At 74.4% G+C, this 12,457-nt stretch carries 12 protein-coding genes; all 12 read left to right on the forward strand.

The window, feature by feature from the left end:
* Position 1 precedes the first annotated feature (1 nt).
* From JOE38_RS16075 to JOE38_RS14580, 12 genes are read left to right on the forward strand one after another with little or no spacing between them, the layout of a single operon-like run.
* Positions 2-964 (forward strand): ABC transporter permease, encoded by a 963-nt coding sequence (locus JOE38_RS16075; protein WP_204576910.1) that lies wholly within the window; start codon positions 2-4, stop codon positions 962-964.
* Positions 961-1,953, forward strand: coding sequence for an ABC transporter permease (locus JOE38_RS14530; protein WP_204576911.1), 993 nt, complete (start codon positions 961-963; stop codon positions 1,951-1,953). The genes JOE38_RS16075 and JOE38_RS14530 overlap by 4 nt, the downstream gene beginning before the upstream one ends.
* Positions 1,950-2,816 (forward strand): ABC transporter ATP-binding protein, encoded by an 867-nt coding sequence (locus JOE38_RS16080; RefSeq protein ID WP_204576912.1) that lies wholly within the window; start codon positions 1,950-1,952, stop codon positions 2,814-2,816. Before JOE38_RS14530 ends, JOE38_RS16080 begins: the two co-directional genes overlap by 4 nt.
* Positions 2,813-3,742 (forward strand): ATP-binding cassette domain-containing protein, encoded by a 930-nt coding sequence (locus tag JOE38_RS14540; RefSeq protein ID WP_204576913.1) that lies wholly within the window; start codon positions 2,813-2,815, stop codon positions 3,740-3,742. Before JOE38_RS16080 ends, JOE38_RS14540 begins: the two co-directional genes overlap by 4 nt.
* The gene (locus JOE38_RS14545; protein WP_204576914.1) at positions 3,739-5,046 is read left to right on the forward strand and encodes an alpha/beta fold hydrolase; all 1,308 of its coding nucleotides are present in this window, start codon (positions 3,739-3,741) and stop codon (positions 5,044-5,046) included. Before JOE38_RS14540 ends, JOE38_RS14545 begins: the two co-directional genes overlap by 4 nt.
* Positions 5,043-6,503 carry an aminopeptidase P family protein gene (locus tag JOE38_RS14550; protein WP_204576915.1) on the forward strand — a complete coding sequence of 487 codons (1,461 nt, stop codon included), beginning with the start codon at positions 5,043-5,045 and terminating at the stop codon, positions 6,501-6,503. The genes JOE38_RS14545 and JOE38_RS14550 overlap by 4 nt, the downstream gene beginning before the upstream one ends.
* Positions 6,504-6,522: 19 nt before the next feature.
* Positions 6,523-7,236 (forward strand): GntR family transcriptional regulator, encoded by a 714-nt coding sequence (locus JOE38_RS14555; RefSeq protein ID WP_204576916.1) that lies wholly within the window; start codon positions 6,523-6,525, stop codon positions 7,234-7,236.
* 47 nt (positions 7,237-7,283) lie between these two features.
* Entirely contained in the window at positions 7,284-8,564 is a 1,281-nt protein-coding gene (locus tag JOE38_RS14560) for an NAD(P)/FAD-dependent oxidoreductase (protein WP_374191172.1), read from the forward strand.
* Positions 8,561-8,911: a (2Fe-2S)-binding protein gene (locus JOE38_RS14565; protein WP_204576918.1), complete on the forward strand. Its 351-nt coding sequence runs from the start codon at positions 8,561-8,563 to the stop codon at positions 8,909-8,911. The genes JOE38_RS14560 and JOE38_RS14565 overlap by 4 nt, the downstream gene beginning before the upstream one ends.
* Positions 8,908-10,512: an FAD-dependent oxidoreductase gene (locus tag JOE38_RS14570; RefSeq protein ID WP_204576919.1), complete on the forward strand. Its 1,605-nt coding sequence runs from the start codon at positions 8,908-8,910 to the stop codon at positions 10,510-10,512. The genes JOE38_RS14565 and JOE38_RS14570 overlap by 4 nt, the downstream gene beginning before the upstream one ends.
* Positions 10,509-11,426, forward strand: coding sequence for a dihydrodipicolinate synthase family protein (locus JOE38_RS14575; RefSeq protein WP_194665826.1), 918 nt, complete (start codon positions 10,509-10,511; stop codon positions 11,424-11,426). The genes JOE38_RS14570 and JOE38_RS14575 overlap by 4 nt, the downstream gene beginning before the upstream one ends.
* Positions 11,427-11,433: 7 nt before the next feature.
* Positions 11,434-12,435, forward strand: coding sequence for a proline racemase family protein (locus tag JOE38_RS14580; RefSeq protein ID WP_204576920.1), 1,002 nt, complete (start codon positions 11,434-11,436; stop codon positions 12,433-12,435).
* Positions 12,436-12,457 lie beyond the last annotated feature (22 nt).

Here is a 12,457-nt window from a genome sequence, read left to right on the forward strand (position 1 = left end):
GGTGACCGCCACCCTCCAGGGCGCCTCGGCGCCCGACTCGGCCTCCCCGTACCCGACGGGACGACCGCCCGCCGTCACGCCGACGAAGCGCGTGGTCGCGGCCCTCCGGTCGAAGCCGTCCGTGATCCTCAGCACCGGGTTCGTGGTGCTCGTGATGATCCTCGCGGTCTTCGCGCCCCTCCTGTCCGGGATCACCGGCTGGGGTCCCACGACCTTCGACGCGACGGCCGTGGACCCCGTGCTCGGCGGCCTCCCCATCGGCCCGTTCGGCGGCGTCAGCGCCTCGCACTGGTTCGGCGTCGAGCCGCAGAACGGCCGCGACATCTTCGCGCGCATCGCGTACGGGGCCCGGGTGTCCATGCTCATCGCGGTCTCGGCGACGGTCGTCACGACGACGGTCGGCGTGATCGCGGGCATGGTCGCGGGCTACTTCGGCGGGATCGTCGACCAGGTCGTGTCGCGGGTCATGGACTTCCTCATGGCCTTCCCGTCCCTGATCTTCATGATCGCGATCCTCTCGGCCCTGCCGGCGGGCAACCGCCCGGCGCTGCTCGTCCTGGTGCTCAGCATCTTCGGCTGGCCGTACACGGCGCGCATCGTCCGGGGCCAGACCATGACGATCCGCACGCGCGACTTCGTGGAGGCCGCGCGCGCATCCGGCGCCTCGTCGATGCGGGTGGTCTTCCGGGAGGTGCTGCCGAACCTGCGCGGCACCATCATCGTGCTGGCCACGCTGTCGGTGCCGAGCTACATCGGCACGGAGGCGGGCCTGTCCTTCCTCGGCGTGGGCGTGCTGCCGCCGACGCCGTCGTGGGGCCAGATGATCGCCGACTCGGTGGCGTGGTACACGGTCGACCCCGCGTACTTCATCGTGCCGGGCTCGTTCCTCTTCCTCACGGTGCTGTCGTTCACGGTCTTCGGCGACCACCTCCGCACCGCGCTCGAGCAGGGGGAGGCGGCATGATCGGCTACCTCGTCCGCCGCGCCGGCGCGGCCCTCGTGGTGCTCGCGCTCATCAGCCTGTTCACCTACATGATCTTCTTCCTGCTCCAGCCGGACCCCGCCGTCACCATCTGCGGCAAGACCTGCACGCCGGACAAGATCGACTCCATCCGTCAGCTCCTCGGGCTCGATCGCCCGTTCTGGGCGCAGTACGGCGACTTCGTCGCGGGCATCTTCACGGGCCGCACGTACGGCGACGGTCCGACGGCGATCCAGTGCGCCGCGCCGTGCCTGGGCTTCAGCTTCCAGACGCAGCAGTCCGTGCTCGACATGATGGTGACCCGCCTGCCCGTCAGCGCCACGCTCGCGATCGGCGCCGGCGTCCTCTGGGTCGTGTTCGGCGTCGCCGGTGGCCTCGTCAGCGCGATCAAGCAGGGCACCGGGTGGGATCGGGCCGCCATGGCCGCGGCGCTCACGGGGATCAGCGTGCCGACCTACTTCGCGGCGCTGCTCCTGCAGTACGTGCTCGTCGTGCAGCTGCAGATCCTGCCGTTCCCGCAGTCCGTGGACTTCGGCGACGACCCCGTCGTGTGGCTGGAGTCGTACATCATGCCGTGGATGGTGCTCGCGCTCGGCTACGCGGCCGTCTACGCGCGCATCGTGCGGGCCAACGTGATCGACACGCTGCAGGAGGACTACCTGCGCACCGCGCGGGCCAAGGGCCTGTCGGCGGCGCTCGTGATCCGCCGCCACGCGCTCCGGCCGTCGCTCACGCCGGTCGTGACGCTGTTCGGCATGGACTTCGCCGGGCTGCTCGGCGGGGCGCTGATCACCGAGACCGTGTTCGGCCTCAACGGCGTCGGCAAGCTCGCCGCCGACTCCATCGCCAAGAACGACCAGCCCGTCATCATGGGCGTCACGCTCCTCGCCGCGGCCTTCGTGGTCGTCGGGAACGTGGTCGTCGACGTGCTGTACACCGTGCTCGACCCCCGAGTGAGGATCACCGCGTGACCGCCACAGAGACGCACCGCCCGCCCGCCCGGGCCGTCCCGGGGACGCCGCTCCTCGAGGTCGACCACCTCACCATCGCGTTCCCCACCTCCCGGGGACCGGTCGAGGTGGTGAAGGACCTCTCCTTCCGCGTGGAGCCGGACAGCACCCTCGGCATCGTGGGGGAGTCGGGGTCGGGCAAGTCGATGACCTCGCTCGCCGTCATGGGGCTCGTGCCCCGCGGCGGGAAGGTCACCGGATCCATCAAGCTGGCCGGCGAGGAGCTCGTCGGCCGGAGCGACAAGGAGCTGCGCGCGATGCGTGGCGACCGCATGGCGATGGTGTTCCAGGACCCGCTCTCCTCGCTCAACCCCTACTACACGGTGGGGCTGCAGATCGAGGAGGCCTACCGGTCCCATCGCTCCGGCTCCCGGAAGGCCGTGCGGTCGACCGTGGTGGCGGCGCTCGAGCGGGTGGGGATCAAGGAGGCGGGCACGCGCGTCGACCACTACCCGCACCAGTTCTCGGGCGGCATGCGCCAGCGCATCATGATCGCGATGGCGCTGTGCCTCGAGCCCGAGCTGCTCATCGCCGACGAGCCGACCACCGCGCTCGACGTGACGGTGCAGGCGCAGATCCTCGACCTCATGCGCTCCATCCGCGCGGAGACGGGGATGGGCATGCTCGTCATCACCCACGACCTCGCCGTCGTGTCCTCCCTCGCCGACGAGGTGCTCGTCATGCAGGGCGGGCACCGCGTCGAGAGCGGCACCACCGAGCGCGTGTTCACCGCGCCGGAGGATCCGTACACGCACGCCCTGCTCGAGGCGATCCCCCGCATCGACGCCGCCTACGACCGACCGACGACGGGATCCGCCTCATGAGCCCCCACGACGCCTCCGCGCCCTCGACCGCGCCCGCCGCGGCGACGCCGGAGCCCTTCCTCTCCGCGCGCGACCTCACGAAGGAGTACGTGACGCGCGGCGGCCGCGGGCTCCGGCCGCCCGTGCGGCGCTTCCTCGCGGTCGACGGCGTGAGCCTCGACGTGCCGACCGGGCAGACGCTCTCGATCGTGGGCGAGTCCGGATCCGGCAAGTCGACGACCGCGCGCATCATCGCGCACCTGCTCGACCCCACCTCCGGCACGTTCGCGCTGAAGGGCGAGGACATGACGCACGCGAAGGGCGCCGCCCTCCGCGAGTTCCGGCGGCAGGTGCAGGTGGTGTTCCAGGATCCGGCGTCGTCGCTCAATCCGCGGCACACGGTGGAGCAGATCATCAGCGCGCCGCTGCGGTACCAGGGCATCACGACGCCGGGCGGGCACGGGCAACTCGTGCGCGACCTGCTCGACCGCGTGGGCCTCGACCCCGACCACGCGCAGCGCTACCCGGCGCAGTTCTCGGGCGGGCAGTGCCAGCGCATCGGCATCGCGCGGGCGCTCGCCGTGAGCCCGGGCCTGATCGTCTGCGACGAGGCGGTCTCCGCGCTCGACGTGACGGTCCAGGCGCGCGTCATCGCGCTGCTCCGCGACCTCCAGCGCGAGCGCGGCCTCAGCTACGTCTTCATCGCGCACGACCTCGCCGTCGTGCGGCAGCTCTCCGACCGCGTCGCCGTGATGAGCTCGGGCAAGGTCGTGGAGGAGGGCACGCGCGACGACGTGTTCGAGCGCCCGCAGCACCCGTACACGCGGTCGCTGCTCGACGCCGTGCCGCGCATCGACCCCGAGTGGGACCGCAAGCGCCGGATGGCGCGCGCCGCGGCCGGGCTCGACACCACCGCCATCGAGACGGCGGGCGGGTCGGCCGCTTGATCGTCGGATCCGCGACCGTCCCCGGCGTCCACGTCACCGACCACGAGATCGAGGTCCCGCTCGACTGGGCGGCGGCGCGCGACGGCGAGCCCACCGCCACGATCACGGTGTTCGCCCGCGAGCTCGTCGCGCCCGACCGCCGCGGCGACGACCTGCCCGCGCTCCTCTACCTGCAGGGCGGCCCGGGCGGGAAGTCGCCGCGCGTGCTGGACGACGGCGGCTGGATCGGCCACGCCCTCCGGACGCACCGCGTCGTGCTCCTCGACCAGCGCGGCACCGGCAGGAGCACGCCCGTCACGGCGCGCACGATGATCCGGTTCGGCGACGACCACGCGTCCGCCGCCCGGTACCTCGCGCTCTTCCGCGCCGACGCGATCGTGCAGGACGCCGAGGCGCTCCGGCAGCACCTCGAGGGTGGGCGCCGCTGGTCGACGCTCGGCCAGAGCTACGGCGGGTTCCTCACGCTCACCTACCTGTCGCTCGCGCCCGAGGCCCTGTCGGCCTGCTACGTGACGGGAGGCCTCGCGTCGCTCGATCCCGACGCCGAGGAGGTCTACCGCCGGACCTACCCGCGCACGGTCCGGAAGAACGCCGGTTACCACGCGCGCTACCCGGGCGACGTGGGGATCCTGTCCCGCCTCGCGGACCGTCTCCAGGTCGGCGACGTCACGCTGCCCGACGGCGACGTGCTCACCGTGAAGCGCCTGCAGACCATCGGGATCGACCTCGGCATGGCGCCCGGGCGCGAGCGGATCCACGCCCTCCTCGACGAGGCGCTCGACGAGCGCGGCGAGCCCACCGACGTGCTGCTCGCCGAGGCGCTGCGCCTCACCTCGTACGCGGCGAACCCGCTGTTCGCGGCGATGCAGGAGAGCATCTACGCGTCCGGCACCCGGCCCGCGACCGCATGGGCCGCCGAGCGGGAGCGCGGTCGGCACCCGGCGTTCGCGCCGACCGCCCGGCCGCTGCTGCTCACCGGCGAGATGATGTACCCCTGGATGTTCGAGGAGATCCGGCTGCTGCGCCCGTTCCGCGGCGCGGTCGAGGAGATGGCCCGCCGCGACGACTGGCCGGAGCTCTACGACCCGGCCCGCCTCGCGGCCAACGAGGTGCCGCTGGCCGCCGCGATCTACCACGACGACATGTACGTGGACGCGGGCCTGCAGCAGGACACGGTCGCGCGCGTGGGGAACGCCCGCGCGTGGATCACGAACGAGCACGAGCACGACGGCCTCGGAGCGCCTGGCGTGCTCGGGCGGCTGATGGACACGATCGCCCGCGACGGAGGAGCCCTGCCCCGATGACCGACACGACCCACGACACGACGCCGCCCACGACCCCCGCGTCCGTCACCCCGGACGAGCGCCGGCCGCCGCGCCTCGCGGAGGTGCCCGCGTTCCAGGACCTCATGGCGCGCGGCTGGATCACGCCCGACCGCACGCCGACGACCGTGCCCGGCGCGGTCGAGGCCGCGGCCGCGCACCGGGCCCGGCTGAGCGCCGCGATGCCCGGCGTCACGATGGCCGTCGTGAGCGGCTACGCGCCGACCCGCAACGACGACTGCCGCTACGCGTTCCGCGCCGACAGCGACTTCGTGTGGCTGACGGGCGTGCAGATCGAGGGCGCCGTGCTCGTGATGCACGCGGTGCCGGGCGGCCACGACGCCGTCCTGCACGTGCCCGCGCCCGCCCACCCGGGGGATCCGCGCTTCTTCTCCGACGCCGACCACGGCGAGCTCTGGGTCGGCCCCGCGCCCGCGCACGCCGACTGGCAGGCCGCGCTCGGCATACCCGTGCGCGACCCAGGCCGCTTGGCGCGCGACCTCGCCGGCGTCCGCGACGTGCGCCGGGCGGGGGCCGTCACGGGCGTGCCCTCGGCGCTCGCCGACGTGCCGCGGGATCCCGCGCTGGTGGCGGCGCTCGGCGAGCTGCGCGTGATCAAGAACGCGTGGGAGATCGCGGAGCTGCGTCGTGCGGTCGACGACACCGTCGAGGGCTTCGCGGAGGTCGTGCGGGAGATCCCGCGGGCGCGCGCGGACGGCGGCGAGCGCTGGCTGCAGGGCACCTTCGACCGTCACGCGCGCACGGTCGGCAACGGCCCGGGCTACGCCACCATCGTGGGCGGCGGCGGGCACGCGACGACGCTGCACTGGGTGCGCTGCGACGGCCCGCTCCGCGACGGCGAGCTCGTGCTGCTCGACATGGGCGTGGAGGCCAGGAGCCTGTACACGGCCGACGTCACCCGCACGATCCCCGTCGACGGCGCCTTCACCCCCGAGCAGCGGCTCGTGCACGACGTCGTGGAGCGCGCACACCGCGCGGGCCTCGACGCCGTCGCGCCCGGACGCCCGCTCGTCGACTTCCACCACGCGTCCATGGAGGTGGTGGCGCAGGGCCTGCACGACATGGGGATCCTGCCGGTGTCGGTCGACGAGGCGCTCTCGCCCGCCGGGCAGCACCACCGGCGCTGGCTCGTCTGCGGGATCGGCCACCACCTCGGGCTCGACGTGCACGACTGCTCGGGAGCCGGGGTCGCCGGCTACGACCGCGCGGTCGAGGCGGGCATGGTGCTGACGGTCGAGCCCGGTCTGTACTTCCCGCCCGACGACGGCATGGTGCCGCCCGAGCTCCGCGGCATCGGCGTGCGGATCGAAGACGATATCGTGGTGACGCAGACGGGGTCCGACGTGCTGTCGGACGCGCTGCCGATCGACGCCCGGGGCCTGGAGTCCTGGATGCATGAGCAGCGGTCCCCGTCCTGACCCGAGGAGGAGGATCCGCATGAGCCTCTCCGCACTGCGACCCGCACCCCCGCGCGAGAGCCTGCGCGAGCACGTGCACCAGGCCCTGTCCGCGGCCATCGTGTCCGGCGAGCTGGAACCGGGCACGCTCATCACCGTGCCCACGCTCGCCGTGCGCTTCGACGTCTCGGCCACGCCCGTCCGCGAGGCGGTGCTCGAGCTGGAGAAGCGCGGGTTCGTGGAGACGGTCCGCAACAAGGGATTCCGCGTCACCGCCGTGAGCGACGAGGAGCTCGGTCACCTGGTGCAGGTGCGCCAGCTCCTCGAGGCGCCGGCCATGGAGCGGCTCGCCGGGCGGCTGCCCGACGGCGCGCTCCCGGGCCTCGAGGCGCTCGCCGACCGCATCGAACAGGGCGCGCGCGACGGGGACCTCCGCGCGTACCTCGAGGCCGACCAGGAGTTCCACCTCTCCCTGACGCGCATGCTCGGCAACCCCGTGCTCACGGACGCCATCGCCGACCTCCGCTCGCGCACGCGCCTCGTCGGACTCGCGTCGATGAAGGAGAGCGCGATGCTCGACGCGTCCGCGGCCGAGCACCACGAGCTGCTGCGGGCGCTCGTCGCCGGTGACGGCCCGGGGTCCCACCAGCTGATGGTGCGGCACATCCGCCACGCCACCGGGTGGTGGGCGGGACGCGGCGAGGACGAGGCCACGGGCGTCGCGGAACCCGTGCACGCGGATCCCGTCGCCTGATCCGCCCAACGCGGGCCGGGCTTCCCCTCCCGCACGATGTGTGACATATTACTGTCACCGCCGACCGCCACTCCGCCTCCCGAGGCGCATCCACCCGTGAGAGCAGGGACACCATGACGCGTCACGTGGTCGTCGTCGGCGGGGGCATCGTGGGCGCGGCGTGCGCCCGCTCGCTCGCCCGGGCGGGGATCCGCGTCACGGTCGTCGAGCGCGCCGCGGTCGCCTCCGGCACGAGCGCGCAGGGCGAGGGCAACATCCTCGTCTCCGACAAGGGCCCGGGCGCGGAGCTCGAGCTCGCGCAGCTGGCCGCCCGCCGCTGGCCCGAGGTCGCCGCGGAGCTCGCGGACGAGCTGGGCGACGCGCTGCCCTCCATCGAGTACGAGCCCAAGGGCGGGCTCGTCGTGACGACCACGGACGAGGGCGCGGATCCGCTCCTCGCCTTCGCCGCCAACCAGCGCTCCGCGGGCGTCGACGCGATCCCCGTCGACGTGCGCCGGGCGCTCGAGCTCGAGCCGTGGCTGAACCCGGCGATCACCGCGGCCGTGCACTACCCCGAGGACGCGCAGGTGCAGCCCGCCATCGCGACCGAGGCCCTCGCCGCGTCGGCCCGGCGGGCAGGCGCGGTCGTGCGGACGGGCGTCGAGGTGACCGGCCCGATCCTCGACGCGCACGGCGCTCTCCGCGGCGTGCGCACGAGCGCGGGCGACATCGCGGCGGACGACGTGCTGATCGCCGCCGGCCCGTGGTCGGGCGAGGTGGCGCGCGCCCTCGGCGTCGAGCTGCCGGTGCTGCCGCGGCGCGGCGTCGTGCTCGTCACGACGCGCATGCCGCACCGCATCCGGCACAAGGTCTACGACGGCGACTACGTGGGCGCGGTCGGATCCGGCGACGGCGCGCTGCAGACCTCGGGCGTCGTGGAGTCGACGCCGTCGGGGACCGTGCTCATCGGATCCAGCCGCGAGCGCGTGGGCTTCGACGCCTCGCTGCGCGTGGCCGTGCTCGAGGAGCTCGCCGCGAAGGCCGTGCGGCTCTTCCCCTTCCTCGTGGAGGCGAACGCGATGCGCTCGTACGGCGGCTTCCGCCCGTACCTGCCCGACCACCTGCCCGTCGTCGGACCGGATCCGCGGCTGCCCGGCCTCTGGCACGCGAGCGGGCACGAGGGTGCCGGCATCGGGCTGTCGATCGCGACGGCCGACCTCATCGCCGCGCAGATGACGGGCGAGGCGACCCCGCTCGACGTGCGGCCCTTCTCCGTGGCGCGCGCCTCGCTCGGGCTGCGCATGCCCGACGCCGCGATGCCGACCGACGCCGCCGGGGTGCGCGCGTGACGCCGCGGCGCGTGGATCCGGCGCGGGACCCGATCCGCCCGGAGCCGGCCGCGGCCGTGCGCTTCACCGTGGACGGGGATCCCGTCGAGGGCGTCCGCGGCCAGACCATCGCGGGCGCCCTGCTCGCCTCCGGCACGCTCGCCTGGCGCACGACCGCGAGCGCGGGCCGTCCGCGGGGCGTCTTCTGCGGGATCGGCGTGTGCTTCGACTGCACCGTCACCGTGAACGGTCTGCCCGACGTGCGCGCCTGCCAGCGCCGCGCCGTCGAGGGCGACGTGGTGGAGACCGGGCCGGGTGCGACCGTGCCCGACGCCGGATCGGCCGAGCGCGCGGGGGAGGCGTCGTGAGCGCCGCGGACGACCGGCGCCACGTCGTCGTCGTCGGCGCGGGCCCGGCCGGGCTCGCCGCCGCGGTCGCCGCGCGCGGACGCGGGGCGCGGGTCACGCTGCTCGACGCGACCGACGAGCTGGGCGGCCAGTACTGGCGGCACCTGCCGGAGTCGCGGCCGGCGGCGCGCGAGCGCATCCTGCACCACGGCTGGGACGCGTTCACCGCGCTCCGTTCCCGGCTCGCCGCCGACGACGGCTGCGCGATCGTGACGGGCGCGCAGGTGTGGGCGATCGAGCGGCCGGCGCCGGACGCGAGCGCCGCCGCGGACACCGCCGATGCCGCCGCCGCGCCGCCCGCCGCCGTCGTCCACGTGCTCGTCGGCCAGGTCGACGGATCCCGCCGCGAGCCCCTGACTCTCCGCCCGGACGCGCTCGTGCTCGCGACCGGCGCGCAGGACCGCACGCTGCCCTTCCCCGGCTGGGACCTGCCGGGCGTCTTCACCGCGGGCGCCGCGCAGGCCCTCGCGAAGGGCGAGCGCGTGCGCGTCGGCGACCGCGTGATCGTCGCGGGCGCCGGCCCCTTCCTCCTGCCCGTCGCGGTGTCGCTCGTGCAGGCGGGGGCGCGCGTGGTCGGGATCCACGAGGCCGCGCGCGTGCCGGGGCTCGCCCGCGGCTGGCTGCGGCGTCCGGCGGGCCTCGCCCGTGCGCCGCACAAGGCCGCCGAGCTCGCCGGGTACGTCTCCGTGCTGGCGCGCGAGCGCATCGGCTACACGACCGGCAGCGCGGTCGTCGCCGCGCACGGCACCGACCGCGTCGAGGCCGTGACCGTGCAGCGCCTCGACGCGTCGTGGGCGCCGATCCCGGGCACCGAGCGGCGGATCGCCGTGGACGCCGTGTGCGTCGGCCACGGCTTCACTCCCCGGCTCGAGCTGCCGATCGCCGCGGGCTGCCGCATCGGCGCCGACCGCTTCGTCGAGGTCGACGCGGACCAGGGCGCCGGACCCGCTGGCGTCTTCGCCGCGGGCGAGATCACCGGCATCGGGGGAGTGGACCAGGCGCTCGCGGAGGGCGAGGTCGCCGGGCACTGCGCGGCGGGCGGATCCCCGACCGACGCCACGATCGCCCCCGCCGTCCGCCGCCGGGCCGTCGCGCACGACGTGGCCGGGCGCATCGAGGCCGCGCACGGGATCCGCCCCGGCTGGACCGGCTGGCTCCGCGACGACACGCTCGCCTGCCGCTGCGAGGAGGTGCCCGTCGGGCGTCTGCGCGCGACCGCCCGCGCCGCCGCATCCACCGACCTCCGCTCCATGAAGCTCGCGACGCGCGCCGGCCTCGGCATCTGCCAGGGTCGCGTCTGCGGGCGGACCGTCGAGCAGCTGCTCGCGGCGGAGGCGCCGGCGTGCGGAGCCGCACCCGCCGCACCGGCCGGCCCCGGATCCGACCGCCGTCCCATCGCCTCGCCCGTGCGCCTCGGCGAGCTCGCCGCCGCCTACGAGCGCCGGGACGCCGGACCCCCGTCCCTCGCCGCGGCCGCGCCCGGCGCCGACGACCCGCGCGAGCACGCGCCCCCGACCACCCCCGCACCCCTGAGCACCACCGACCGGAAGGACCTGCCATGACCGCACCCGCCCTGGACCTCGGAGGCGTCGTCGTCGCCACCACGCTGCCGTTCCGCGAGGACGCGTCGGCCCCCGCCGGCCTCGCCGTCGACTACGACGCGTACGCCGCCCACTGCGACTGGCTCATGGCGAACGGCTGCCGCGGCGTCGGCCCGAACGGATCCCTCGGCGAGTACTCCTCGCTCACCGACGAGGAGCGCCGCAAGGTCGTGCAGGTCGCGGTCGAGACCGTGGGCGACCGCGGGATCGTCGTCGCCGGGGTGCACGGCGTCGGCTGGCACCAGGCCAAGAAGTGGGCCGAGATCGCGGCCGAGGACGGCGCCGACGGCGTGCTGCTCCTCCCGCCCACCATCTACCGGGCGAGCGACGACGAGGTCGTCGAGCACTACGCGCGCGTCGACGAGGTGGGCCTGCCGATCATGGCCTACAACAACCCGTTCGACACCAAGGTCGACCTCACGCCGCAGCTCCTCCAGCGCCTCGACGCGCTCGAGAACGTCGTGGCGATCAAGGAGTTCTCGGGCGACATCCGGCGCGTGACGGAGATCCAGGACCTCACGGGCCTCGACGTCATCGCGGGCGCCGACGACCTGCTGCTCGAGTCGCTCATCATGGGCGCCGTCGGCTGGTTCGCCGGCTACCCGAACGCGTTCCCCCGCGAGGCCGTCGAGCTGTACGGGCTCGCGACCAGCGGCCGCATCGAGGAGGCGAAGGCGCTGTACCAGCACCTCGTGCCCGTGTTCCGCTGGGACTCGCGCACCGAGTTCGTGCAGGCCATCAAGCTGTCGATCGACGTGGCCGGCGAGAGCACGGGCGGCCCGACGCGTCCGCCGCGCGCGCCGCTGCCCGCCGCCGTCGCGGAGCAGGTCACGCGCGACACGCGCCGCGCGCTCGACCACCTCGCCGGGCGATGATCGACGGATGAGGTCCTCCCGCGTCTTCCACGCCGTCGACTCGCACACCGAGGGCATGCCGACCCGCGTCGTCACGAGCGGCTTCGGCGTGATCCCCGGCTCCACCATGAACGAGCGCCGCCTGCACCTGATCGAGCACCTCGACCACCTGCGGCTCCTGCTCATGACGGAGCCGCGCGGCCACGCGGCGATGAGCGGCGCGATCCTGCAGCCGCCCACGCGCGACGACTGCGACTGGGGCGTCCTCTACATCGAGGTGTCCGGCTGCCTGCCGATGTGCGGGCACGGCACCATCGGCGTCGCGACCGTGCTCGTGGAGACCGGGCTCGTCGAGGTGCAGGAGCCGGTCACCACGATCCGGCTCGACACCCCGGCCGGCCTCGTGATCGCGCGCGTCGACGTGGAGGACGGCCGGGCCGCCTCGGTCACGATCGAGAACGTCCCCTCCTACGTGGAGCGGCTCGACGCCTCCATCGAGGTCCCCGGCTACGGCACCGTGCCCTACAACCTCGCGTTCGGCGGCAACTTCTACGCGGTCGTCGAGCTCGACGCGCTGGGGCTGCCCTTCGACCGGGGACGACAGCAGGAGATCCTCCAGGCCGGGCTCGCGATCATGGGCGCCATCAACGACCAGGACGCGCCGTCGCACCCGGAGATCTCCGGGGTCGACCACTGCCACCACGTGGAGTTCCTCGCGCCGGGATCCGACGCGCGGCTCTCGCGGCACGCCATGGCGATCCACCCCGGCTGGTTCGACCGCTCGCCGTGCGGCACCGGCACGTCCGCGCGCATGGCCGAGCTGTGGGCGCGCGGCGAGCTGGCGGTGGGCGACGACTTCGTCAACGAGTCGTTCATCGGCAGCCGCTTCACCGGCCGGATCCTGCGCGAGACCACCGTCGCCGGCCGGCCCGCGATCGTCCCCGCCATCACCGGGCGCGCGTGGATCACCGGCATGGGACAGTACCTGCTGGATCCCACCGACCCGTTCCCGAGCGGCTTCCGGTTCTGAACCGCGAGCCCCCACCGAGGAG

It is taken from the genome of Clavibacter michiganensis, from assembly GCF_016907085.1.
GTDB lineage: Bacteria > Actinomycetota > Actinomycetes > Actinomycetales > Microbacteriaceae > Clavibacter > Clavibacter michiganensis_O.